The 23,615-nt window shown below is 49.1% G+C and carries 24 protein-coding genes; 5 read left to right on the top strand and 19 right to left on the bottom strand.

Translation table 11 applies throughout. The features are described 5' to 3' along the window. Positions 1 to 11: 11 nt before the first annotated feature. From ACXAG2_RS17605 to ACXAG2_RS17595, 3 genes are read right to left on the bottom strand one after another with little or no spacing between them, the layout of a single operon-like run. Positions 12 to 1,448, bottom strand: a complete 1,437-nt coding sequence (locus ACXAG2_RS17605) for a wax ester/triacylglycerol synthase domain-containing protein (protein WP_474869134.1) — start codon at positions 1,446 to 1,448, stop codon at positions 12 to 14. Then, on the bottom strand, positions 1,448 to 2,113 hold the full coding sequence (locus ACXAG2_RS17600) for a TetR/AcrR family transcriptional regulator (protein ID WP_474869131.1): 666 nt from the start codon (positions 2,111 to 2,113) through the stop codon (positions 1,448 to 1,450). The genes ACXAG2_RS17605 and ACXAG2_RS17600 overlap by 1 nt, the downstream gene beginning before the upstream one ends. A 2-nt stretch (positions 2,114 to 2,115) precedes the next feature. Beyond that, a complete protein-coding gene (locus ACXAG2_RS17595) occupies positions 2,116 to 3,324 on the bottom strand; it encodes a DUF445 domain-containing protein (RefSeq protein ID WP_474852758.1) in 1,209 nt (402 codons plus the stop codon). Positions 3,325 to 3,519: 195 nt separating this feature from the next. Here ACXAG2_RS17595 and ACXAG2_RS17590 point away from each other — a divergent pair, with 195 nt between their 5' ends. After that, positions 3,520 to 4,971 carry a DUF3336 domain-containing protein gene (locus ACXAG2_RS17590; protein WP_474869228.1) on the top strand — a complete coding sequence of 484 codons (1,452 nt, stop codon included), beginning with the start codon at positions 3,520 to 3,522 and terminating at the stop codon, positions 4,969 to 4,971. A 49-nt stretch (positions 4,972 to 5,020) separates the two neighbouring features. After that, complete coding sequence (locus ACXAG2_RS17585) at positions 5,021 to 6,406, top strand: hypothetical protein (protein WP_474869128.1); 1,386 nt, start codon at positions 5,021 to 5,023, stop codon at positions 6,404 to 6,406. Positions 6,407 to 6,501: 95 nt separating this feature from the next. On the opposite strand, the gene ACXAG2_RS17580 is transcribed toward ACXAG2_RS17585, so the two are convergent. The 4 genes from ACXAG2_RS17580 to fadR all read right to left on the bottom strand — a co-directional run bounded on the left by ACXAG2_RS17580 (position 6,502) and on the right by fadR (position 8,917). Beyond that, positions 6,502 to 7,083: a hypothetical protein gene (locus tag ACXAG2_RS17580; protein ID WP_474869126.1), complete on the bottom strand. Its 582-nt coding sequence runs from the start codon at positions 7,081 to 7,083 to the stop codon at positions 6,502 to 6,504. Between the two features lie 79 nt (positions 7,084 to 7,162). Then, a complete protein-coding gene (locus tag ACXAG2_RS17575; RefSeq protein WP_119501850.1) occupies positions 7,163 to 7,522 on the bottom strand; it encodes a phasin-related domain-containing protein in 360 nt (119 codons plus the stop codon). 78 nt (positions 7,523 to 7,600) lie between these two features. Then, positions 7,601 to 7,981 carry a VOC family protein gene (locus tag ACXAG2_RS17570; RefSeq protein ID WP_474869124.1) on the bottom strand — a complete coding sequence of 127 codons (381 nt, stop codon included), beginning with the start codon at positions 7,979 to 7,981 and terminating at the stop codon, positions 7,601 to 7,603. A 225-nt stretch (positions 7,982 to 8,206) separates the two neighbouring features. Beyond that, on the bottom strand, positions 8,207 to 8,917 hold the full coding sequence (gene fadR / locus ACXAG2_RS17565) for a fatty acid metabolism transcriptional regulator FadR (protein ID WP_474846489.1): 711 nt from the start codon (positions 8,915 to 8,917) through the stop codon (positions 8,207 to 8,209). A gap of 285 nt (positions 8,918 to 9,202) precedes the next feature. Here fadR and nhaB point away from each other — a divergent pair, with 285 nt between their 5' ends. Genes nhaB through ACXAG2_RS17550 form a run of 3 tightly spaced genes read left to right on the top strand, consistent with a single transcriptional unit; the run spans position 9,203 to position 11,872 of the window. Next, the gene (gene nhaB, locus ACXAG2_RS17560) at positions 9,203 to 10,786 is read left to right on the top strand and encodes a sodium/proton antiporter NhaB (RefSeq protein WP_474869121.1); all 1,584 of its coding nucleotides are present in this window, start codon (positions 9,203 to 9,205) and stop codon (positions 10,784 to 10,786) included. 16 nt (positions 10,787 to 10,802) lie between these two features. Beyond that, on the top strand, positions 10,803 to 11,324 hold the full coding sequence (gene dsbB, locus ACXAG2_RS17555) for a disulfide bond formation protein DsbB (protein ID WP_119501854.1): 522 nt from the start codon (positions 10,803 to 10,805) through the stop codon (positions 11,322 to 11,324). Next, a complete protein-coding gene (locus tag ACXAG2_RS17550) occupies positions 11,321 to 11,872 on the top strand; it encodes a GNAT family N-acetyltransferase (RefSeq protein ID WP_474869118.1) in 552 nt (183 codons plus the stop codon). The genes dsbB and ACXAG2_RS17550 overlap by 4 nt, the downstream gene beginning before the upstream one ends. Positions 11,873 to 11,879: 7 nt before the next feature. On the opposite strand, the gene ACXAG2_RS17545 is transcribed toward ACXAG2_RS17550, so the two are convergent. The 12 genes from ACXAG2_RS17545 to ACXAG2_RS17490 form a co-directional block, all read right to left on the bottom strand. Then, positions 11,880 to 12,371 carry a YcgN family cysteine cluster protein gene (locus tag ACXAG2_RS17545; protein ID WP_474869227.1) on the bottom strand — a complete coding sequence of 164 codons (492 nt, stop codon included), beginning with the start codon at positions 12,369 to 12,371 and terminating at the stop codon, positions 11,880 to 11,882. Next, the gene (locus ACXAG2_RS17540) at positions 12,371 to 13,033 is read right to left on the bottom strand and encodes a fumarylacetoacetate hydrolase family protein (RefSeq protein WP_474869116.1); all 663 of its coding nucleotides are present in this window, start codon (positions 13,031 to 13,033) and stop codon (positions 12,371 to 12,373) included. The genes ACXAG2_RS17545 and ACXAG2_RS17540 overlap by 1 nt, the downstream gene beginning before the upstream one ends. Before the next feature lies 1 nt (position 13,034). Further along, positions 13,035 to 14,033: a lytic murein transglycosylase gene (locus ACXAG2_RS17535; protein ID WP_474869114.1), complete on the bottom strand. Its 999-nt coding sequence runs from the start codon at positions 14,031 to 14,033 to the stop codon at positions 13,035 to 13,037. Then, positions 14,033 to 14,329: a YcgL domain-containing protein gene (locus ACXAG2_RS17530; protein WP_474869112.1), complete on the bottom strand. Its 297-nt coding sequence runs from the start codon at positions 14,327 to 14,329 to the stop codon at positions 14,033 to 14,035. Before ACXAG2_RS17530 ends, ACXAG2_RS17535 begins: the two co-directional genes overlap by 1 nt. Before the next feature lie 20 nt (positions 14,330 to 14,349). Further along, positions 14,350 to 15,510: a ribonuclease D gene (gene rnd / locus ACXAG2_RS17525; RefSeq protein WP_474869224.1), complete on the bottom strand. Its 1,161-nt coding sequence runs from the start codon at positions 15,508 to 15,510 to the stop codon at positions 14,350 to 14,352. Between the two features lie 63 nt (positions 15,511 to 15,573). Beyond that, positions 15,574 to 17,226 carry a long-chain-fatty-acid--CoA ligase FadD gene (fadD, locus tag ACXAG2_RS17520; protein WP_119501860.1) on the bottom strand — a complete coding sequence of 551 codons (1,653 nt, stop codon included), beginning with the start codon at positions 17,224 to 17,226 and terminating at the stop codon, positions 15,574 to 15,576. A gap of 123 nt (positions 17,227 to 17,349) precedes the next feature. Continuing rightward, positions 17,350 to 18,189, bottom strand: coding sequence for an alpha/beta fold hydrolase (locus ACXAG2_RS17515; RefSeq protein WP_474869110.1), 840 nt, complete (start codon positions 18,187 to 18,189; stop codon positions 17,350 to 17,352). 82 nt (positions 18,190 to 18,271) lie between these two features. Beyond that, positions 18,272 to 19,000: a Slp family lipoprotein gene (locus ACXAG2_RS17510; protein WP_474869108.1), complete on the bottom strand. Its 729-nt coding sequence runs from the start codon at positions 18,998 to 19,000 to the stop codon at positions 18,272 to 18,274. Between the two features lie 126 nt (positions 19,001 to 19,126). Beyond that, positions 19,127 to 19,432 carry a hypothetical protein gene (locus ACXAG2_RS17505; RefSeq protein ID WP_474869106.1) on the bottom strand — a complete coding sequence of 102 codons (306 nt, stop codon included), beginning with the start codon at positions 19,430 to 19,432 and terminating at the stop codon, positions 19,127 to 19,129. A 138-nt stretch (positions 19,433 to 19,570) separates the two neighbouring features. Then, a complete protein-coding gene (gene tsaB, locus ACXAG2_RS17500; RefSeq protein WP_474869103.1) occupies positions 19,571 to 20,245 on the bottom strand; it encodes a tRNA (adenosine(37)-N6)-threonylcarbamoyltransferase complex dimerization subunit type 1 TsaB in 675 nt (224 codons plus the stop codon). Positions 20,246 to 20,256: 11 nt separating this feature from the next. Beyond that, on the bottom strand, positions 20,257 to 22,170 hold the full coding sequence (locus tag ACXAG2_RS17495) for a DNA repair helicase YoaA (RefSeq protein ID WP_303575410.1): 1,914 nt from the start codon (positions 22,168 to 22,170) through the stop codon (positions 20,257 to 20,259). 95 nt (positions 22,171 to 22,265) lie between these two features. Beyond that, complete coding sequence (locus ACXAG2_RS17490) at positions 22,266 to 23,573, bottom strand: alpha-amylase family glycosyl hydrolase (RefSeq protein ID WP_474869100.1); 1,308 nt, start codon at positions 23,571 to 23,573, stop codon at positions 22,266 to 22,268. Positions 23,574 to 23,615 lie beyond the last annotated feature (42 nt).

The following is a 23,615-nucleotide window of genomic DNA, read 5'->3' as shown; positions in this document are numbered from 1 at the left end:
AAACCTTCACACTATTCAGCAATGACCGAACGGGGATAACTTTCAATCTGCTCGCCGATATCTTCAATACCCACTCCGGGTTCATCCAGCGAACGGGCCAGAATGGCTAAAGCTTCATGGACATAACCGGCCAGAGGGCTGATGTCTTTGACATGCCGGTTGCAGCACACCATCCCCACGTTTGCCGTCCCGTTGTAGGTCATCAGTGTGATATTCACGCCGCCGCCCGGCGTCATGGTGGACACCGGATAACAGGCCAGTAATTTGCTGTCCTTCAGATAACGGGCTTCTTTTGGTCCGGGCAGGTTTGAGATTAAGATATTCGCAATGGGCTTGACGAAGTCTGACAAGTGCAACCATTCAAACACCAGTGATACCGCCTGAATAGTGATGGTGTACGCTTTAAATGCCCCCGGTGTCGCTTTTTGTGCAGCATGTTTGACGATGCGGTGATTCACAATGATTTGCCTTAACCGCACATACGGGTCCCGCTCGCCGTGGGCCAGTTCAACAGGCACGATGGCAATTTTATTTCCGGTGGTCTTCTCGCCCGGTTTACGCAAATTAACCGGCATATTGGTATACAGTGGACGGGTAAACCGCTGTCCGTGATCTTTCAGAAAACGGTGAACCGCAATATCAAATACGCACAGCAATATTTCGTTAGCAGATGCCCGCGTGCGTCTTGCCAGCGCTTTAATCTCTGCAAAATCGATGTCTGTTGTAGTTACCGCCCTGCCCGCTCTCACCTGACCGGTAAGAGGCGTTTGCGTACCACTGAAGGGCAACGGCATGTAATGGGTGTTAATACGCACCAGCTTCATCAGCAGCCGCAACATAATGATGAAAAACTGCCAGCTGGTTTTGAGTCCCTGCCAGACAGCGAACAACCTGTCGCGCCAGCGCACCAGATGCTTTCTTTTGTGGCGCAGCCGTTTCAGTGCCCAGACCGGAGTAAACTCCTCCTCTGCAGGTCCGGCGGTATATCCGGCCTGAAACCAGCGAACCAGCGTTGCGCCGTCACCGTAGAGATGATGCACCCGCGCATAAATCACAAACTGACGGCTGGTGTTGTCATGCAAAAAAATGAACTGCCAGAGTGGCTTTTCCGGGTCGAGCCGCGAAGCATGCAGCGTTTCGGTGAGTTTATCGAGCTGTCTGCGATCCTGAATGTTTTCAGTAATATGAAATTGCACGTGATAATCCATATCCATGTGCTTAACAGGCTGCAAACCCAGGGGGTAACCCAGCAGCGTTTTAACCTTACAATTAAATGGCGGGGTAATTTTTGTGTGCGATTTTACTTCTTCGTAAAGCGCCCTGACGTACTCTGAAGCACATGCCTGCTCAGGCATTTCAAGGATCTGCACACAACCCACATGCTTGGGACTGGCGTCAGACTCCGCCAGCCAGAAAGACTTGTCCAGAAAAGACAGTGAGCGGCCCATCAGTCTTCCCCGTCCGTCCAGTCAGTATGTTTCAGGTTTGCCAGAGTGTGACGGGCAATCCCCTGATTCAGTTCAGCCAGGGTGCCCTCCGGTAAGGTTAACCGCGGCAATAAACTCATCATTAATAAAGACAGGCAGTGATATCGCTGAGATTCACCGTCAAGGCTGCGACCAAGCTGGTCATATTGAAACGACTGGGTCAACACCAGGGTTAACAGTTCAGTAAGCAGAGGTAACTCCGCTTTTTCCAGGGTCAGAGAACCGGAGGATTTAAGCGCATGCAATACATTGCTTATCTGTTTTTCCAGCGCACTCACCACCTGATTTCTCACCTTGTGGGCGTGAGGATACTTTTCGGCAAGATCTGCCGGACTCCGGTAAAGAAATTCAAACAGATGCAGTTTCTCAATGATCATGTAGAAATAATAGAACACATCTTCCGCACTGATGCGGGCGGCAATATCACTTCGCAGTACATGCAGCATCTGATTTTTGTGAATGCTGATAAGGCGTTCAACAATCACTTCTTTGCCCTTGTAATGGTAGTACAGGTTACCCGGACTGATATCCAGTTCCATGGCAATATCTACACTGGTTACGCTGTTTTCGCCATGCTCATTGAACAGTGACAGCGCCGTGTAGAGTATTTTGTCTGCGGTTTTCATGTTCAGATAAACACCAGATAAAGCTGGGCAAACCCGGCTGCCAGGCCCAGTAATGCGCCTGTCAGAATAAGCTTCCATTCATCCTGCCGGTAAGCAGGACGCAATACGCCTTCAAATTCTTCCGGCGGGAGAGCCTGCATGCGGACCCGTAAATCATCTCCTACCCGTAAAGCAGAATGGGCGTAATCGTAAGCATAAAACAGGGCTTTATCTGAGTTTTCAAAAATACGCTGTACGGCCAGCGCTTTCATCTTGAAATAATTTTCAGAGCCGACACCCAGCCCGAAATACGGCTGGGCAACGGCCACATAGCGCTCAATAGCATCATTGACGTGCAGCTCGATAAGCTCCAGTAACGATGCTGACCCGGAGCCGTGCAGGATCACATGGGTAATATTTTGCGGAGTGATAAGCTTGTTTTCGATGATTTCAGCATACACTCGTGACACTTCCGCCTGCCGTTTCAGAAACATGCCCTGAACAGTCACAGGACCAAACTTGCGGGGACGTTTAGGCTCGAAGATGATTTTAATAGCAATCCAGTTAGTGGCGTAGCCCACCAGCAATCCGCCCAGCGGCAATAACCACCAGGCCTGAAAATAGTGCCACAGAAACATGGTGGGTAAGCCGAAAAGAAAACCGAAATAAAAACCGGAACGGACGATGAACGGAAACTCTTTGGCCCCGGCAGTAAGAAAAATTTCATTGATGAGTGAAGGCGAACCGACCAGTTGCTCGACTACCAGCTCTTTGATGTTCAGAATTTCATTTATATTTAACTGAAAATCTGTGACCAGCTTTTTTACAACCCGGGGCATGTCATTTTCAATCCGGCGGTAAACCAGATTCTTTCCCTGCACCGGCACTGCGGCCCATAAATCCGGTGCTGAAGCTTCCATCACCTCGTTGACCACACTTTTCAGCACCTGCTTTAAGCGCCGTTCGATGGCACAGGCCAGCTGTTCGCCGTCCAGGCGTTGGGCGAGTTCTTCAACACTGAGCAGTTTGCCCAGAACCAGCTCTACTTCAATTTCAGCCATTTCCCGCCGTTTTGCCGGGATCAGCCCCTGCCAGCCAAAAAATGGTCTGATCCCCTTAAATTCAATGGGATAAAACATCATTTTGACCGCCAGATAATTGGTCACCCAACCCACAATCGCGCTGATAAACGGGATAGACAGCAGGCTAAGCAGTTCCGGGTTCCATTCCATGCAAGCTATTGTTTTTGGCTATTTTACCGACATAGCTTCAGGCTAAAGGGAGATTGCATATTTAGCAAACCTTTTGCGGTGAAAGCTTGATCTGCGCCATACGTTCAAAATTAGGTAGAGCATTCAAATTATTCCTGCCAGGCTGGTTAATATCACTGCAAGTGATGCGTTTCCAAAGATCAGTAAGAGGCCGGTATTATGGTATTTTTCTCAAAATCGAATGCAATAGAGCAGGATATTGAACTGGCTTCTGATTATGCTGAATACCGTGAAGCCTGCCTGGCTCACGACGCCCTTACCGGCGCAGACGACTGGAAGCGAAAAGAAGCCAGCAGAGATTACGACTACCGGTTGATACGAAAACGTGTTCAACGCATGCAGTCAGCCAGAAAGTTACAGGATGTGACCGGCCTGATGTCGGTACTCCATGAAGGATTGCATGGTAATCTGGGTAATATCGCCAACCCTGCCCTGCTTACACACAGTAAAACGGGCACCAAGCAGCTTATCGAAACCTTTATCAGCGAAGTGGTCATGGCACTGGATGCCATTTACCGGGCTGATGAATCTGTGGTGGATTTTTTCCATAAAAAGCAGTTTTTTGAAGAGACGGCTCATGCATTCGGCCGTTCCTGTCTGATGCTGTCCGGTGGTGCCGGTCTGGGATTTTTTCACGCCGGTGTAGTGAAATCCCTCAATGAACACAACCTGTTGCCCACCGTGATATCAGGGGCCAGTGCCGGTGCTATTATCGCCGCTATGATTGGCACAAAAAACCAGCAGGAACTGCAGGAAGCCCTGTCTCCTGAGTTTATTCTGAGTAAGTTTCGTTACTGGAGAAAATGGTCAGGGTTTGGCAGGAAGTCGCTGCTGGATGCCACAGCGCTGGAAAATACCCTCATTGAACTGTTTGATCTGATGACTTTTGAAGAGGCTTTCAGTAAGACCGGGCGTCATATCAACATTTCCGTATCACCGATGGATTTACATCAACAATCACGGGTACTCAACGCCAAAACATCTCCGAATGCTATTATTACTCAGGCTGTGCGGGCCTCCACCGCCGTCCCGTTATTTTTCAGCCCCGTGCAACTACGCGCTAAAAATACTGCCGGCGATATCTTACCGTACATCCCTAACCGCCGGTTCGTGGACGGCTCACTCATGGCGGATTTGCCTTTCAGACAATTGTCACGGTTATACGGTGTTAACCACAGCATCGTCAGCCAGACAAATCCCCTGGCTGTGCCTTTTTTATCCTCAAACCGCGCCGGTGCTAATACACTGACCGGACTGACATTCCGCCACATCAGTCAACTGGCGAAGTCTAACAGCATTTTTGCGTTCGACATGCTTGAGAACCTCACCGGTAACAAGGCTGCCCGCCTCGCAATTCATAAAGTACGGTCGGTCATTGACCAGCAGTACGTAGGCAATATTAATATTCTTCCTCATAACCAGCTCAGGAGTCTCAGTCAGATCCTCGCCAACCCGACTTCAGAAAGTATTACATCGCTGATACGCAGCGGCGAGAAGGCTACCTGGGAGCACATTGATGTTATTGAAAGAAATACTAAAATTAGCGAGACGTTACGCTTATATTTAGCTAAGCTAAAAGAACGGGAAGCCAGGGAATCAGGGCACTGATAAAAAAACGGAAAGGAAGACCCGGAGTATTTTAACGCTCAGGAATGCCGTGAACCGCAATGCCACTCAGGCTGACAGCCAGTATGTCAGCAAAGTCAAAAAACTCATTGAACTTGTCGATCCTGTGGATACGGCACAGCCCTCGGTGGTGACATATGCCAGACACTTTTATGCGGTTACCGCAGACCTGAAAAAGCGCATTCATAGCCTGGCGCAGGAAGTCAAAGTTGTCAGCGAAACCAGGGCCAACATTGCCGTGCTGGAAGATCTGAAGAAGCAACATAAATCCGCGGTGCAGCAACTTGAGAAAGAACAGGCAGATCGCCAGCGCCTGATAATCACTATTGTGTCGCAGATAATTTCCCTGAGTGAAGGGGAAACTTATTATGAGACCCAGACCGCCAGCTCCCGCTTTCTGGGCACATTGCTTCTGCTCACGCGGGGTAAAGATGGCAATTACGCCCGCTATCATCAACGGCTTAAACCGCTTTACAAAGCAGTACTAGCTCTCAGATTAAGTGACAAAGTGCTGGCAGACAGCAGCGTAAAACATAGCTATTTATCAAAATATGCCGGCGTACTTGAACGGTTTACCGATGAAGTAAAAATGCGGGAATGGGCAAACTTCATCGCCAGCCCTGTCATCGCAGCGGCTATTTTTCAGGACATCGGACTTTATCACGAAGAGGCTGTGCGCATTCTGTACGGGGAAGACGGCGAAGATGATCCGTTCAGAGAACTGGATGAATCTTTCCGCAAGCAACTGTTAAAGATTAACTATCAGCAAACACTGACCTTTATCAGAGACGGTGTTTCTTTTATCGGTTGTGAACAGAACAAAGGCCCCCACGGCTTTCTTATGGAACTGATGCAGGACACATTCACCGGTAAATCCGGCATTGGCGATATTTTAAAAATCCCGCAGGTCTATTCCTCCATCGTCCTGTCTACCAAACCCGGCTATAACCGCTCTATGCTGCCGAAGGGCTATATGCTGATTGAACAAATGGCGAAACAAAAAAGTGTTAACAGCAGACTCGCTGAGCACTTCATCAATATTGTGGGCTATTTCCCTCAGGGATTCGGTGTGTGCTTCATTCCGGTGAATGAAAAAGGTCAGGAAAAAGACCAGTATGAATATGCCATTGTGTCCCGGTTAAACCCGGAGCATCCTGCTGAACCGGTTTGCAAAATTGTGTCCAGAAACCTGACCTTTTTTGCTGCCGGCAAAGAAGAACGGGTAGCGAAAGACAGAAATCTGTTCTTTAACGCCACCAAACAAAAACTTATGAAAATTGACCGCGCACGCATGACAGAAATCATGAGTCAGCTGAAAAAGAACTTCACCATCGCCGATGTGGACGAACACATTCCGGCATTCTGGGAACCCCACGACTTCTTTGCCGACCGCAAAAACCAATCTATCTGGCGGTGATAGTCATAAACCAATGCTGCTATCACCTCTTTACCCGTTAAAAACCGGAGCCTGCCATTACCCGGCAAACTCTGATAACAGACAAACTCTGAGCGTTACCTTGCTTTAGGACGAACTGAAGATACAGAGCGGGGTCTCGCTCCGGGAGTGGAAGTCACCGTTTTCTTCCGGGTTGAAGGTCTCCGTGAAGGCTTCTCGGGCGTCTCTGCACTGGCAGATGTTGCAGCTGTAACAGCGGAATCAACTTTTTCAACTACATCTTTCGATTTCACTTTGGCAGAAGCTTCAGCTTCCTGTTTTGCCTGAGCTTTTTCCTGTGCCTGCTTTGCCGCCAGTAACGCGACCTGTTCTACCAGTACATCCACTTTCGCCGACAACACATCAAATTGTTGCTCACGTTTATCACGCTTTGCCGTGAAAGACGGCACAAATGACCAGAGCGGACTGGTTTTGACTAACTGTTCCATATTGGCAAAAACAGCCGAAGGCGATAAAGATGACCGGAGATGTGCATCCATCCTGGCACCCCGTTGCTGCAGCTCATCAAAGGATTTTTTTTGCGCATCAAGCTGACGGTTTATCTGTTCAGTCACACCGGACAACTGCTCAGCGATAAGTTCGGAGCCGGCTTCAATCCAGCCGGTCAAAGGGCCGTTTGGTTTATTTTTCTGTACCATCACTTTTCCTTATTACTGAAGAAATCGTAGCGGCGAAAACACCGTATGCCCGTCGTGCCGGACACACGGCAATCTGACATTATTTATTCGCTGCCAGCTTGGCAACCGCTTCTGTCAATGCGTCAATTTTGGCTGAAAGCTCTTCGATACGATGATCTGTATTATCCGTATCAAGTCCCAGCTTCTGACGTACATCACTTACACGGCTTTCAACATCGTCAGTGGTTTCTTTGAATTTAGTACGGGCGTCATCTTCTAAAGTTTCACCCTTTTTCACTAATTCATCGAACATTTTAGATGCTTCAGTGCTCAGCTTTTCGTAACGGCCCTGTGCTTCTTCAACACTTTTACCGTAAGCACCCAGACCGGCAAGCCAGACTTTGCGGGCAAAATCTTCAGCATCGTTCAATTTGCTTTTAATGGTATCTGATTTGGTCATTTTCGGATCTCCTAGTGGAATTCGCTTCATCTGACACAACCATAAAATGAAAAGTTAGAAAGCGCATACTAATCCCGTTTATTTTTGGGAATGCAGACCAATCATATTGCCTTCACTATCCTGCAGCAGTGCGACAAAGCCATATTCGCCAATCGGAAATTTTTCCTTAATGACCGTGCCGCCCGCTTTGGGTACGCGGGCACATTCAATGGCACAGTCATCGCAGGAGAAGTAGACCAGTGTGCCCGTACCGCCAGGTGTCATTCCTTCCATTCTGACCAGCGCACCGCTGGCTCCGTAAGCCGTCATGTCAGAGCCAAATCCTTTCATGACCAGCGATTCATCCGCAGGTACAGAGATTGTCTCTAACTCACACATAAAAACAGATTCATAGAAGGTTTGTGCCCGGGACATATCACTGACGTAAATTTCAAACCAGCCAACGGGATTGAGGTTCATTGTGTTTCCTTACTGTCTGAGAGGTTGATTCAGGGCCGGCTGACCCGTTCTGAACACCACCGGCATTGACTTCACCGGTGTGCGGCGACAGCAAGAAAACAACATGACGGGTAAAACGGATCCCAGCATAAAGGAAGTAAAGGCTTTACCGCAAGCCCGGGAGATGCGAAAGGCAAATAGCAAAAAGCCCGGCGGATACCGGGCTTTCAGGATAAAACAGAATGATTAGTCGACGAGATCTTTAGGCATATCTTCGCGGATTTGTGCCCATACTTTACCAGACGCGATACCATACTGACGGATCAGGCCGGGTACACTCTCGTGGTCTCCGGACTTCGCTGCCGCTAACAATTTACCGTAGAAATCTTTCGCTACATCACGGGCGGATTGCTGGGCAAAAAAGTAACCTCCGATGCGGGAATACAATCCGCGGAAACCGTTCATCATCAGAACAAACACTTTATTGCCGGATGCCAGCGCAAGATCATGGTTTAACTGATAATCAAAATGCGCAAATTCTTTGCCGTCTTCTTCAATATTCAGATACCGGGCGATAATTTCCGCAGAGTCTTCAGGGTTATTCCGGATTGCCATACGAATAAACACTGCGCTTAAATTCGTACGGGCGGCCAGCAGGTTATCCACCAGCTCGGGAATACCGTCCTGATCGAGACGGGCCAGGGTTTCCAGAATATTCAGACCACAAGTTTCCCAAAAGTTGTTCACTTTTGTGGGTTTACCGTGCTGAATCGTCAACCAGCCGTCTCTGGCGAGTCGTTGTAATACTTCGCGTAACGTGGTGCGTGTTACACCAATAAGCTCGGACAGCTCCCGTTCTGCCGGAAGAATGGTCCCGGGAGGGAAACGACCACTCCAGATAGACTCAACAATATACTCTTCAGCAAAACCTGCCGGGCTCTGGGCTTTATAAATCATAGGTGACTCGCCTGAATCTCTTTTTATTGTCAAACTCATTGTACCAGAGGAATTTTCTTTAACACAATCAATTAATCAGTCATAAAACTGATATAAGTTATACTAACTGAGGCCTGCGGCAGCTTTCTCAAGCTGTTTTTTTCAGGTAGAGTTTGGTTATGAGTGTACCAGATGTGATAAAAGCCACTAAAAACCATAACTTGGCTAATGTCCAACATTCGCTGGACAAGATTTACGATAATAATTACATTCACATCGCAACAAGTTGTTAAAGGAAAATTAACTATGCAAACATCGCTACCTATGGCGCTTTATAAGAACTTTCTCGGGCATGCGCCGGATTGGTACAAAAAAACAATTGTAGCGTTCCTTATTCTTAATCCTTTCCTTTTCATGGTAGATCCATACCTCGCGGGTTGGACACTGGTCATCGAGTTTATCTTCACGCTGGCGATGGCACTGAAATGTTATCCTTTGCAACCTGGTGGTCTTTTGCTGATTGAAGCGATGTTCATTGGCATGACCTCGCCCGAACACATGATGCATGAAATTGAGGTGAACCTTGAGGTACTGCTGTTACTGGTCTTCATGGTTGCCGGTATTCACTTCATGAAAGATCTGCTGCTGTTCCTGTTTACCAAGCTGGTCATACGGGTGAGAAACAAGATGATATTGTCGTTGTCTTTTATTGCAGCGTCCGCGTTTTTATCTGCTTTCCTTGACGCATTAACGGTTGTCGCGGTCATTATTGCGGTAGGTCTGGGTTTCTACACGATTTACCACAAGGTCGCCTCCGGCAAAGAATTTCATCATGACCATGATCATACAGACGATGACGGTGTGTCGAATCTGGGGCGTGATGATCTGGAGAACTTCCGTGCGTTCCTGCGCAACCTGATGATGCACTCAGCGGTTGGTACTGCGCTGGGTGGCGTAATGACCATGGTAGGTGAACCGCAAAACCTGATTATTGCTGATAAAGCGAGTTGGGACTTCGTTGAGTTCTTTACCCGAATGGCACCGATTACCTTACCCGTATTCGTATGCGGTCTGGCCACTACAATAATACTTGAGAAAACGAAACTGTTCAGCTATGGCGCCCAGCTACCGGCGGCAGTAAGAGACATTCTTGTATCCTACGACAAACATATGGATGAAGGCCGTACTAACCGCGATAAAGCCCGTCTGGCCGTTCAGGCGTTAATTGGTGTCTGGCTGGTTGTGGGACTTGCTGGTCACTTTGCTTCTGTTGGTCTTATCGGTTTGTCAGTCATTGTTCTGGCAACATCTGCCAGCGGTATTATTGAAGAGCATGCGTTAGGTAAAGCGTTTGAAGAAGCCCTGCCGTTCACAGCATTGCTATGTGTTTTCTTCGGTGTGGTTGCGGTAATTATCGACCAGGGCCTGTTCCAGCCGGTTATCCACTGGGTACTGTCTTTCGAAGGCGAAACTCAGCTGGTGATGTTCTATCTTGCCAACGGTGTGTTGTCGATGGTCAGTGATAACGTGTTTGTAGGCTCTGTGTACATTACGGAAGTGATGGCAGCGCTGCAGGAAGGCCAGATCACCCGTGACCAGTTCGACTTACTGGCTGTTGCTATCAATACAGGTACGAACCTGCCTTCTGTAGCGACACCTAACGGACAGGCAGCATTTTTATTCCTGTTAACGTCGGCCATTGCCCCGCTGTTGCGCTTGTCCTACGGAAAAATGGTAGTGATGGCGCTGCCTTACACCGTGGTACTCACCTTAGTAGGACTGGCAGCCACCTATTTTGGCTTGGCAGATGCCACACAAGCGCTATACGATATGCACCTTATTGAGCACCATTCAGCTACGATGCCAGTATCAGGCGCTGAACCGCACTAAGGTTTTTATTGCAACAATGAATCTCATTCAATGGATTAGTCGCCAGGCGGAGTATAAACCCGCCTGGCTTCTTTTATTTTTATCTGCCGCAGGACTGTTGTCTGCAGCATTGTATTTTCAGCATGTTAATGGCCTGCAACCCTGTGTAATGTGTATTTATCAGCGTACAGCGGTTATCGGTATTTTGTTGTCCGGTTTACTGGTTGTTATTGTGAATCATGGCCTGACGCGGATGCTGGCTTTCGCCGGCTGGGCGGTTTCCTCGGTATGGGGCTTCATGATCGCCCGTGAACAATACGACATCATTCACAGTACTTCTCTGTTTGCCAGTTGCGAAATAGTGCCAAACTTCCCTTCATTTATGCCCCTTTATGACTGGTTACCGGCCATATTTGAAGCAAAAGGGGATTGCCTGGATGACGGCTGGCGAGTTGCCGGACTGGGCATGCCTGAGTGGATGATGGTGATCTTCGGGATTTACGCTGCCGTATTCGTTATCGTGTTTGGCTGTCGTTTACTGGACAAGAAACCCTTTTGATTGACTTAAGTACCCTGCCATCGCGGCTTCCTGCTATTGCAACCACAACCAGCCCCATCAGTATTGAACGGGCCGGGCAAAAACATGCCGATATGTTATGCGAAGCGTCCCAGCAATCAGTCAGTCATGTGCGGCCATGGATGGGTACAGATCTGTGCCCTGTCACCCCCGCGCAGGCCCGTCAGTGTCTGGCCACCCTGGAAAATCAGCGTGAGCAGGGTTACGGTATCACCTACCTGCTGGTGATGGACAACCGTTGCCTCGGCATGGGACTGATAAACTATATCCATCCTTTGCACCGTAACGCCAACCTGGGTTTCTGGATCCGGCCTGAGGCATGCGGACAAGGTCTGGCTGTTCAACTTTGTCAGGCTATGAAAAAACTGGCTTTTAATCAGATGGATTTATTTCGTCTGGAGTTGTTTATTGAACCCAATAACAAAGCCAGTTTGCGTGTTGCAGAAAAGTTGGGGGCAGAAAAGGAAGGTTACTGCCGCAAACGTATTTGCGGCAGACATGCATTGCTTTACGCGTTAACGAACGAATAGCCGGATATCAGTCTGCGTCGTGCAAGGGCCAACTGGCGATATAATCTTCAAACGCGTCTAAATCCACATCCGTTTCAAATATAATCTTCCCTCTTACAGACATACCGGCCTGATGCATTTTGGCTTTCTTACCTTTATTCAGCAGCGGATGCCAGGACGGCAGCCCGCGACCTTCATGCAACCGCCGGTAGCTGCAACTTGGCGGCATAAAGAAAATATCCTTGAGATTCTCTTTAGTCAGCTTTACACAATCAGGAACCAGCTTTGTGCGATCTGCATAGCGGGTACAGCCACAAGTTTTGGTATTCAGAAGCGAACAGGCAATGTTGGTATAGTGAATTTCCTCTCCCTGATTCAGGGTATCCGTTGGTGCGGCCTCTTCAGCATCGTCATCTTCAATGAACTTATGCAGACAACATTTTGCACAACCGTCACACAGTGATTCCCACTCAGCAACAGTCATTTCATCAAGCGTCTTTGTTTCCCAGAACGGTGTCATCACATCACCACATTCGTTTCGACAGACATTAATTCGCCCAGCTCTGCGCGGATCCTGTCACCGGCATTTAGCGGGCCTACGCCTTTTGGCGTTCCGGTGAGAATAATATCGCCGGGTTGCAGGGTGAAGATGTGAGACATTTCTGCGATAAGCTCCGCTACCGGCCGTATCATCATTGCTGTATGGCCCTGCTGACGCACGGTATCATTCACAGTCAGGGTGAAATGAATGTCAGTAAGATCTCCGGTTTGCGTCAACGGAGCAAAAGCCGAAACCGGGCAACTGCGATCAAAGGCTTTGGCACGCTCCCAGGGATAGCCCTGCGCTTTGAGTTCACTTTGTACATCACGTAAGGTCAGGTCAAGAGCGAGCCCTGCACCCCAAATAGCAGCCAGCGCGTCATCAGGCGCCGCTTTGCACAGTGACTGACTGAGTAATATTGCCACTTCAAGTTCGTTATGGCATTCGCCTTTGTCTGAAGGAATCACCACCGGTTCAGACAAATGACAAAGTGCCGGAGCCGGCTTCATAAACAACAAGGCTTCATCCGGCACAGTGTTGTTCAGCTCCTGAATATGATCAAGATAGTTGCGGCCGATACACAGGGCACGTGTCACAGGCAAAGGAACAGGCTGGCCCTGAATATTGAGATGTTGATACATGTTATTCCCCTTTGCGGATCCGGTCTGCCAGATAACTGACCGAGACGCCAAAATATGATGAACGGTTCCACTTCATCAGCGTATGAAAATTATTATAGACAAGGTATAAACGGCCATCGATGCCGTCCGGCATGATAAGAGAGGCTTTGATGCCGGCAGCAGGTAAGTCTGTTAAATCAAATTTACGCACTCCCCTTTCCTGCCATACCGTTAACGGCACGAAATCATCTTTTGCAAAGCCTGCATGTGCACCGTCATAACCATCAACGAACTTAACCTGGCGGCCCCAGGTGTAGTCATCATTCCACCCCTCGCTGGACAGAAAGTTAGCGATAGAGGCAAACACATCTGCCGGCGTGGTCCAGATGTCTTTTCTGCCGTCACCGTCATAATCCACGGCATAATTTAAAAAAGAAACGGGCATAAACTGACTCTGGCCCATCGCACCGGCCCAGGAACCTTTCAGCGCTTCAATATCAATATGACCATCACGGATGATATCCAGTGCAGCATAGAACTGCTTTTTAAACATCGCTTCACGACGCCCTTCATAGGCTAAAGACAGCACTGCAGAGAACACCGGATAGTTGCCCTGGATTTTACCGAAGTTAGACTCATTACCCCATAAAGCGACAATAAAGCGAGGCTGAACACCATATTTGCTGCCGATTTCATCCAGCAGAGACTGATGCTCACGATACAGGGTAATTGCCTGCCTGACCTTCCAGTCCGGCACGCGGGTCGCCAGATAATCATCCAGCGTGATTTTTTTCTCCGGCTGATTTTTATCTGCCTTTACAACGGTGGGACGAAATGTGGCAGTATCCAGCGCTTTGTCCACCAGTTCTGCCGTATAACCTTCTTCCAATGCTTCCTGCTTCAGAGACTGTAACCAGACTTTAAATCCTGCTTCGTTTTTTTCTTCTGCTGAAACCGGCAAAGCCAGCATTAAAAAAACGGTGAGCAATACAACAGGGCTGACTGAAAACAATGCCTTCATCACCGTTTTTCATCCACATGGGGCGTCAGACCAAGCTCTGTGCGGTGAGCAGCCAGCATGTCTTCCGCTTTTGGCGGCATTTGCAGATAAAAGCCTTTTTCTTTCAGCGCTACTTCCAGATCAGCTTTGCTGACACCGGCAAGCTGAGGCCGTTTATCCAGGGAAATCAACATCACCAGTTCCGGCGTGCCAAATTTCTCCATCAGTATTTCCGGTACATCATCGAAAGCATTTTTGCCGGGCACGTATAAGTACATGCCTTCTTTCCGGCGGGTTTTATAAATTGCACACAGCATATTCAGTCCTGCATTATTTCTTAACGGGTGAAAGCCAGCGGCCCTAATAATGAGGCCAGCCCCTTTTCCAGCAGAGGACGGCGCCAGCCACTCAGCAGATCAGGCAGAAGCCCCTGCACGCGGGTTTCATCCAGTTCAAACCATTGCCATTTTAACAGCTGATTGATTTGTTTTTTAGAGGCTACAACTTCCTCTGACACGCCCTGCTCTGCGGCAACCATTGCACAGAGACGCTTAATAGCCGCCAGATGCTTTTTATATTCGGGATAGTCAATCAGCCGGCGCATACGGGGTAATTGTTTGTCTGCGGGGGTATCTTCATAAAGGGATTTCGCTTCAGCCACCAGGGCGGTAAGGGTTTCACCGTAACGACGGAGGGTTTGTGGCTGCAATCCCTCGATACGACTCAGCGCAGTGCGGCTTAACGGCATTTTTACTGCCATATCGAACAGCTGACTTTCTCTCACCACAAAGTTGAGAGCCAGATTTTTTCCACGGGCAACCTTAAGCCGCCAGCCTGCAAGATGACGAAACACCGTGAGCTGTTCAGGATTAAGCCGCCAGGTATTTTTCAGCACAAGGTAAGCCTGCTCCAGAGGAATTTGTGCGGCCTTCTTTTCTCCCAGTGCAGCAATTTCCTGCGTTACCCAATCAAATTTACCGGCATCTTCGATTTGTTCTTTCAGTTGTAAGTACACAGGTAAAAGATACAGCACATCATTGGCGGCATACACCAGCTGACTTTCCCGTAGCGGTCTGGCCAGCCAGTCAGTGCGGGACTCCCCTTTATCCAGCACCACGTCACTCATCAGTTCCACCAGCCGTGCATAACCCAGGGTCGCGCCCATGCCGAGCACACTTGCTGCAAATTGAGTATCGAATACCGGCGCAGGTATTACACCGAATGCTGCCAGAAATGTTTCCAGATCTTCTGAGCAGGAATGCAGCACTTTGATCACATCCGGATTCGTCATTAATGCCACAAACGGGCTTAAATCATTAATCGCCAGCGGATCGATAAGTGCCAGTTGCTCACCGTCGAACAACTGCAATAGTCCCAGCTGCGGCGTCAGGGTACGGGTACGTACGAATTCAGTATCAATGGCAACTGCTTCAGCGGCAGAGGCCTTCTCACAGACAGCTTTCAGCGCAATTTCGTCGGTTATTAAGGTATATTTCATCATAAAAAAACAGCCGGCAATGATGCCGGCTGTCCCAATTAGTTGCGTAAAGTCACGGTGAACTCAGTCCCTCAGTTCTCTACGCAGAATTTTGCCTACATTGGTTTTTGGCAGTTCGTCTTTAAAGACAACGTGTTTCGGCACTTTATAGCCGGTGAGGTGCTTACGACAATGTGCAATAACCGTTTCAGCGGTCAGGCTCTTGTCCTTAGCAACTACAAATAACTTCACGACTTCACCACTGACTTCGTGAGGCACACCGATAGCAGCCGCTTCCACCACATCATCATGCATGGCAGCCACTTCTTCAATCTCATTCGGGAACACATTGAAGCCGGAGACCAGGATCATATCTTTTTTACGGTCAACAATATAGAAGTAACCTTCATTGTCTGACTTCGCAATATCGCCAGTTGCCAGCCAGCCATCTTTAAGAATTTCTTCTGTAGCTTCGGGACGGTTCAGATACCCCTTCATGACCTGCGGCCCTTTCACCCACATTTCACCGGCTTCACCTAAGGGCACATCATTGCCGTTATCATCCAGCAGACGGATTTCTGTGGAAGGTACCGGCATACCGATAGCACCTTTGTAAGCCTTAATGGTAGGAGAATTAACCGCTACCACCGGCGAACACTCAGTCAGGCCGTAACCCTCAAGCAGTACCGTGCCGGTGACTTTTTGCCAGCGTTCAGCCACAGGGCGCTGCACGGCCATACCGCCGCCCAGACCGAACTTAAATCCGGAGAAATCAAGTTCGCTGAATCCCGGCGTATTAAGCAGACCGTTAAACAGGGTGTTCACCCCGGGCAAAATGGCAAATTTGTGTTTCGACAGCTCTTTCACAAAACCCGGCATGTCTCTCGGGTTGGTAATAAGCAGGTTCGGACAACCAAATTTAAGGAACAACAGGCAGTTCGCCAGTAATGCAAAGATGTGATAAAGCGGTAGCGCAGTGACAACGACATCTTCACCGGGCTCAATGACAATTTCGAGAATACCCGATACCTGTTCCAGGTTTGCAATCATATTGCGGTGTGTCAGCATCGCCCCTTTCGATACGCCGGTTGTACCACCGGTATATTGTAAAAATGCCAGGTCGTCCCCTGTTATCTCAGGACGCTGATAAGTGTAATTCGCGCCGGCTTTCACTGCTGACATGAACGACTCAGCTTGTGGCAGAGAAAACTCCGGAACCATCTTTTTCACGTGCTTCACCGCCAGGTTTACTATCCAGCGCTTAGGAGCCGGTAACATATCCCCTAACGCCGTGCGCAGTACTTTTTTCACCGGTGTATCAGCAATCACACTTTCCAGCGTGGCGGCAAAGTTATCGACAATAACAATGGCTTTGGCATTGGCATCGTTTAACTGGTGCTTTAATTCGCGGGCGGTATAGAGCGGGTTCACGTTAATGACGGTGAGTCCGGCCCGTAATACGCCGAACATAGCAACAGGGTATTGCAACAAATTTGGCATCATGATGGCGACAGCATCGCCACGCTCTAAACCACTATTTTGCAGATAAGCCGCAAACTGAGCAGACAACACGTCCAGCTCATTGAAAGTCATGCTGTGACCCATATTCATGTAAGCGGTTTTATCGCCCCAGGTCGTCACAGACTGTTCAAAAATATCTACGATAGAGGCATAACGATCAGGGTTAATTTCTGCCGAAACACTTGGGTCGTAATGCTCAAGCCAAATTTTTTCCACACACCCTCCGGTAACTTTTATTTTTATATTTGCAAAAAAGCACAAACTTTAACCAATATTTCACAACTGGTCTGATTTCTTCCGTATATTATAGGATGATAAAGAAAAGATAAACGCCACTATTTACAATTGCTCAACAAATTGACGAATTTCGCAGCCAATTTCGTCTGTTTTTTCCATATGAATGTGGTGGCCGCCTGTAAAAGTTTTACACTGACTGTAACTAAACCAGTTGTGCCTTTTCGCATAAACCTGCTCAACCTTTTTAAAGCTGCTGTCCGCTGCCAGAAACAATACCGGACACTCAATGCTTCGCATGAACGCCTCTGCCTGTGGCTCAGTCAGCCGCAGGGTAGATTTTGTACGCACGCGGGGGTCGCTCGCCCAGAAACAATGGCCGGATGCATCCTGCGTCAGATTACGCGATAGAATTGCCAGGGCATGCTCAGGCCGGATATCAGCAACAGCGCAACGGGCTTTCACCGCAGCATCCAAATCCACCATATTCAGTTTGTTCCGCCGCTTCTTATCACGACTGATGACAGACTCCCTGACCTGTTCAGCGCTTGTTTGCGGATCCAGAGTAAGCGGTCCGCAGGCATCTATGGAAATCACTGCTTTCACCTGTTCAGGAAACACAGCAGCATAAAGTGTCGCCAGAATACCGCCCAGTGAGTGACCCAGCAGGACCACATTTTCAAACTGATTCTCTTTGATGAGCGCGTATAAATCCTGCAGGAAATCAAATTGGTGGTAATGGGCACCGGCCGGCCGGTGGGCTGACTGACCGTGTCCCGGTAAATCCAGTGCAATGAAGCGGCAGGATTGCAGATAAGGCGCCAGCGGCGCCAGTGATGCAGCATTATCGAGATAGCCGTGCAAACCGATAACAACAGTACCGGCTCCCTGATTGTCCAGTGCAGCCAGTTTGAGTTCACCGGCCTGAAATTCGGTTTCTAACATGTTTACGCCCTCCGGATGCGGCAAAAATAAGAAAAAAGCGGCAATGAATTGCCGCTTTATAAGGAATAAACCTGCCGCCGGATTACTTCAGATTTTGACTTGCGCCGCCATTAGCCGGCGTGGAAGTTCTGGTAACCGGTCTGCTTACGCTGCTGCGGGTCGATGTTGAAGGCCGGCTGATCGTACCCTTGTTGCCGCTGCGGGTAACGGAAACCCGTACCGGCGAGACATTGGGATAAGCACTTCTGTAATACCCGCGGGAGAAACCGACGCCGAACGTATAGGGCGAATAATACGGACGGTAAAATGAATAGTAGAACGGTGAGTACCAGCCCATACGGTAGTCAAAAAACATGGGGTGTACGTAGTTCAGTGAATCCTGACGCCACATATGAAAGTTTTCACCCTTGATGCGCGGATACATGTAAGGCTGTTCACCGACCATACCGGCAACAGGTCGTTCCACAGCACCGATGAAGGTGACGGAGCGGCCTTCTTCGAAATTAATCGGATCAACAAAACCATCAAGTTCCACTTTGAAGCGGCCGATGGTTTCTTCAAACGTATTCGGACGCCCGTAGTGATTCAGAGGAAAATTGACCACTTCAACCCAGGTCTTGTTTTCCTTGTTCTCCACGCCAACGATCACACCGCCCCAACGGGCCATTTTGCCCTTCACGCCGTCACCGCCGGTAACCGCTTTGTTGTAGGAGACCAGATTGGTGTCGTCCGGTACGCGGATATCTTCAGGAATAATGGTACAACCGGTTGCTAAGACTACCGCCACCAGCAGAAAAATTTTACGCAACATAAACGCCCCGGAATGCTAAAAGATAAACTTTATTAATTATGACGTTGCAAACTGAATGCAACCTGAACAATGGCCTGAAAAACGAAACTAATCGGGGTGAGCAGACCAGATTCAAGAATAAGGAGATCAGGCGTAAATGTCTACACCGAGGAGCTGACGGATAGAATCCCGCTGTGCTTCCCGTTCAAGGCTCTGGTAGGCAGCAGTGGCCTGCTGACCTTTGCCTTCCGGCTGGTCGTAACCGGTTTGCTGCTGAAATTTCTTTGCAGAGTTCAGTACATCATCAGACTGGCTGCTGCGCACCGGTTCAGGTACAACGATACCTTCAACACTTTGAACAGGTTCTTTCTGTCTGGCATCCACTTTCTCAGGCTGCTCCCGGCTGGGCGCCTGATCAGGTCTGATAATACTGAAGCCGGACTGAATTTCCACGCTGTATGAGTTCCTGTTTTTGTAATTGACGGTTAGCTGACAACGGGTTTAAGTAAGCTGTAAGCAACGCTGAGTGGCGTTTACTGAATATTTAAGCTTATTTTAGCCCGAATACAATGTCACGCAAAAAACGCACCACTATTCCCTGCCGGGAAGCTTTTTCCACGTCACTTTATCCCGCAGATAAACAGGTTCAATGGTATCCACACCGGTGGCCATGCCTCCGGCAAACATCCCTTCGCCGGGTTTCAGCATGTGCAATGCGTCGGGATACAGTACTTGCGGTGGCTCATCACCAAACTGCTTAAGTTCATCATAGGCCATCCAGCCGGTTCCGGCACGGGCAAAATCTCCGGAGAGCAGCGTTGCAGCGTGTTCGGGCGGACATACCAGCTCTTCACCGGTTAACTCAGCCTGACCGTTTACATTAGAAAATTGTGCAAAGTACACTTCACCCATGCGCGCATCAATGGCGCAGGCAATACGGCCGGCACCCTGCGTATCTATCACCTGCTGCGCCATCGCTGTAAGGGTGCTGACACCTGCCACTTCCAGGCCCGTGCCAAGAGCCAGTCCCTGTATCATGCCGGTGGCAATGCGAACGCCGGTGAAACTGCCGGGCCCGCGACCGTAAACCAGCCCGCCGGTGTCTTTTAAGCTCACACCGGCTTCTTTCATTACCTCATCAACCATAGGTAACAATCGCTGACTATGTTGCTGCGGACAAATTTCGAAACGGTGAAAAATACCGTTTTCGGTTTTCACCGCAACAGAGCAGGCTTCAGTAGCGGTATCAATGGCAAGTAAAATCATAAAACTCCGGGCTATTTAATCGCTTGCAGAAACGATTCAACTTTGTCCAGCGAACGTGTTCTCTGCATATCAGGTAAACTTGATACAAATGTTTGTGCATAGGGTTTGGTCACCAGACGGTTATCACAAATAACCAGTACGCCTTTGTCGGTGGGATCACGGATAAGCCGTCCCGCCCCCTGCTTTAACGTGATGACTGCCTGCGGGATCTGAATTGCAGCGAAAGGATTCGCTCCCCGCTTTTTCACATCTTCCATGCGCGCCTGTAACAGCGGATCATCCGGTGAAGCAAATGGCAGTTTATCAATCATCACGCATATAAGGTCATTACCGCGAACATCAACCCCTTCCCAGAACGCACCGGTCCCGAGCAACACCGCACTTTCATCTGCCAGATAAGCATCCAGCAGTGCCTGCTTTGTCGTCGTTCCCTGCACCAGCAGCTTGTTAGGTACCTCAAACTCCAGCCTTTTGGCGATTTCACGGAGCATGGCGTGGCTGGTGAAAAGCAAGAAACAGCGGCCTTTACTGGCCTTAATCAGACGTTTTGCCGTTTCGAACAACGTGTCTTTCATGGCAAAGCTGTTCGGCTCCGGCAGGAACCTCGGCACACAGAGCATTGCCTGGTCTTTGTAGTTAAACGGACTTTCCAGTTCCAGAGTTTTGGCATCGTCCAGTCCCATCCGTTTCTGGAAATGGGTAAAGCCGCCATCGACAGTCAGGGTTGCAGACGTGAAAACCCATCCCCTTGGCACGGCATTGATAAACCGGCGGAACTTAGCAGCAATGGATAACGGCGTGAGATGCAGGATAAGGTGTCTTTGCGTGGTTTCATACCACAAGCTCACACCCTGCTGTTCAGCATCACATAACGCGTCAAGCTGTTCCCTTGTCTGCACTACCCGTTCGTAAATATTATCCAGATCTTTATCTCTGCCAAGGTGCAGTTTGATCACTTCATGAAGCACACCGATGCCGTCTTTTAATCTGGCGACCTGAGTTTGTATGTCATCTCTGTCCAGCGCTTCGGCCCAGTTGCCTCTTTCAGGATTTTCCGGAAACAGCAAGCGCAGATCGGCTGATGCAATCCGGCATTTTTCTGCGGCTTTATCCAGCTGTTCTGCGTCTTTCAGCACTGTGCGGTAAAGCACGTTAATATCTTTTGCCAGTTCCTGTAACTGACGGCTGGACAAGGATTCACCGAAATAATCGCTGGCGATATCAGGGATTTGGTGAGCCTCATCGAATATGATGGCATCCGCTTCAGGGATGAGTTCACCGAAGCCTGTGTCCTTAAGCGCCATGTCAGCAAAAAACAGGTGATGATTGACCACAATGATATCGGCCTCCAACGCTTTGCGTCGGGCTTTTACCAGATAACATTCTTCATATTCGGGACAATCACGTCCCAGGCAATTGTCTACTGTTGAGGTGATCAACGGCAGTACTTTGGCATCTTCCGGCAACGTTTTCAGTTCACCGGTATCACCGGTTTTGGTGGTCTCGGCCCAGCTTCTCACCGTTGAAAGCTGACCGAGTACTTCTTTTTCCACCAGCGTGGAATTACCGCCGTGCTGACCCATGCGGTGCAGACACAAATAATTCGAACGGCCCTTTAATAACGCTGTTTTTCTGCGGGAGCCCAGCGCTTTTTTAACCACCGGCAAATCACGGTGGTAAAGCTGCTCCTGCAGATTTTTCGTTCCGGTAGAAATGATTGCTTTACCTTCAGCCAGCAATGCCGGACCGAGATAAGCGAAGGTTTTGCCTGTTCCTGTGCCGGCTTCAACAATCAGCGAATGCTGATTGTCCAGCGCTGACTTCACAGCCAGCGCCATATCCGTCTGGGCGGCGCGGGGAGAAAACCCCGGAATGGCCTTAGCCAGTAAACCGTCAGCAGTAAACAGGGAAGATACAGAAGGCATAAACAAACACTAAAAATTCAAAGCGCGTAGTATGCCAGAATTATCAGCTAAATGGGGCAGGAATTCACTGACCGGCCGGCCAGTTTAATTCATGTTCAAATCGCCTCGTAAACACGATAGGCCCAGGGGGCCAAAATAGGCGGCTGAGCAGCATCAAGCACGATGTCCTGACGGTTCAGCACGTCGCGGTACTGGCCGTTATACAGACCGGCATCAAAGGTGGGTGAAACGGTATCCGGAGATAAGTTAAGCACCACCAGAATTTTCTCCTTTCCCTGCACGCGCACGTAACTGAAAACCCGTTTCAGATCATTGCTGTTCACCTGCAACATGGTTGCACCGGCTTTTCCGTTCCACAATGCCTTCACCCGCTTTTTCAAACTAATCAGTTCACGGTAAAGATCGCCGATGGCATGGTCCTGCCAGTCGATGGGATCCCGTTCAAAAAAGGCCAGACGTTTGTTTTCACCCGCTTCCTGACCATTGTGAATAAGCGGCATACCTTCGCCGGTGACAGACAACACAATAGCAGCCTCCAGAGCCTGTCCGAATTGTTCATGCTGCGTGCCATCCCAGGCATTTTTGTCATGATTGCTGACGAATGTCATCCGGTAGGCTGACTCCGGCCAGCTGCGCTCGTTCCAGGAATAGTATTTTCTCAATCTGTCCAGCGGTGCCCTGCCCTGAGCAATATCGTGCATAGCCTCGTTCCAGCTCCAGGCATAGGTCATATTGAATGCCTGTTCGTGAAGGTCGCGGTTCTCCCATTCAGCCAGCATGAAAACCGGTTTAATAGCATCCAGCGCGGCTCTGGCCTGAGCCCAGAAATCATTGGGTACGTAACCTGCAACATCGCAGCGAAAACCGTCAATATCAAACCGTTCTACCCAGTAACACATTGCCTCAGTCATGTAACGGCGCAACGCCGGCACACTGTAATCAAACTCAATAATATCGTCCCAGTCCCACCACGGTGACGGTCTGAAATTACCCTGATAATCTTTTGCATACCAGTCAGGATGTGACACGGTGAGGGGATTATCCCAGGCACTGTGATTAGGGATCCAGTCGAGAATCACCTTCATATCAAGCCGGTGAATTTCACTGACAAGTGCGGCGAAACTGTTCTCGTCTCCGAACTCGGGATTAATGGCAAAGTAATCTTTTACAGAATAGGGACTGCCCAGTGCCCCCTTGCGGTTTTTGATACCGATGGGCTGTACCGGCATGAGATAAATGATGTCTGCGCCCAGCGCTTTGATATGCTCAAGACCTTTAATTACGCCCTGAAAATTTCCTTCAGCACTGAACTGGCGGGTATTGACCTGATAGATGACCGCGTTTTCAGACCACGCGGGTTGCGCAACCTGATAACGGTTTTGCGGTAAAAAATCTGCAGCCATAATGTTCTCCGGGCGTTAAAAATCAATCTCATAGCATTGATA

Source organism: Alteromonas sp. ABH4_456 (assembly GCF_056160645.1).
Note: the sequence above shows the minus strand (reverse complement) of the source record. Positions and strands in the feature narration are given on the sequence as shown.

Coding starts and splice junctions, on each gene's coding strand:
- ACXAG2_RS17605 (WP_474869134.1), bottom strand. CDS start 1,448: ATGGGCCGCTCACTGTCTTTTCTGGACAAGTCTTTCTGGCTGGCGGAG.
- ACXAG2_RS17600 (WP_474869131.1), bottom strand. CDS start 2,113: ATGAAAACCGCAGACAAAATACTCTACACGGCGCTGTCACTGTTCAAT.
- ACXAG2_RS17595 (WP_474852758.1), bottom strand. CDS start 3,324: ATGGAATGGAACCCGGAACTGCTTAGCCTGCTGTCTATCCCGTTTATC.
- ACXAG2_RS17580 (WP_474869126.1), bottom strand. CDS start 7,083: ATGGTACAGAAAAATAAACCAAACGGCCCTTTGACCGGCTGGATTGAA.
- ACXAG2_RS17575 (WP_119501850.1), bottom strand. CDS start 7,522: ATGACCAAATCAGATACCATTAAAAGCAAATTGAACGATGCTGAAGAT.
- ACXAG2_RS17570 (WP_474869124.1), bottom strand. CDS start 7,981: ATGAACCTCAATCCCGTTGGCTGGTTTGAAATTTACGTCAGTGATATG.
- fadR (WP_474846489.1), bottom strand. CDS start 8,917: ATGATTTATAAAGCCCAGAGCCCGGCAGGTTTTGCTGAAGAGTATATT.
- nhaB (WP_474869121.1), top strand. CDS start 9,203: ATGCAAACATCGCTACCTATGGCGCTTTATAAGAACTTTCTCGGGCAT.
- dsbB (WP_119501854.1), top strand. CDS start 10,803: ATGAATCTCATTCAATGGATTAGTCGCCAGGCGGAGTATAAACCCGCC.
- ACXAG2_RS17545 (WP_474869227.1), bottom strand. CDS start 12,371: ATGACACCGTTCTGGGAAACAAAGACGCTTGATGAAATGACTGTTGCT.
- ACXAG2_RS17540 (WP_474869116.1), bottom strand. CDS start 13,033: ATGTATCAACATCTCAATATTCAGGGCCAGCCTGTTCCTTTGCCTGTG.
- ACXAG2_RS17535 (WP_474869114.1), bottom strand. CDS start 14,033: ATGAAGGCATTGTTTTCAGTCAGCCCTGTTGTATTGCTCACCGTTTTT.
- ACXAG2_RS17530 (WP_474869112.1), bottom strand. CDS start 14,329: ATGCTGTGTGCAATTTATAAAACCCGCCGGAAAGAAGGCATGTACTTA.
- rnd (WP_474869224.1), bottom strand. CDS start 15,510: ATGAAATATACCTTAATAACCGACGAAATTGCGCTGAAAGCTGTCTGT.
- ACXAG2_RS17515 (WP_474869110.1), bottom strand. CDS start 18,189: ATGTTAGAAACCGAATTTCAGGCCGGTGAACTCAAACTGGCTGCACTG.
- ACXAG2_RS17510 (WP_474869108.1), bottom strand. CDS start 19,000: ATGTTGCGTAAAATTTTTCTGCTGGTGGCGGTAGTCTTAGCAACCGGT.
- tsaB (WP_474869103.1), bottom strand. CDS start 20,245: ATGATTTTACTTGCCATTGATACCGCTACTGAAGCCTGCTCTGTTGCG.
- ACXAG2_RS17495 (WP_303575410.1), bottom strand. CDS start 22,170: ATGCCTTCTGTATCTTCCCTGTTTACTGCTGACGGTTTACTGGCTAAG.
- ACXAG2_RS17490 (WP_474869100.1), bottom strand. CDS start 23,573: ATGGCTGCAGATTTTTTACCGCAAAACCGTTATCAGGTTGCGCAACCC.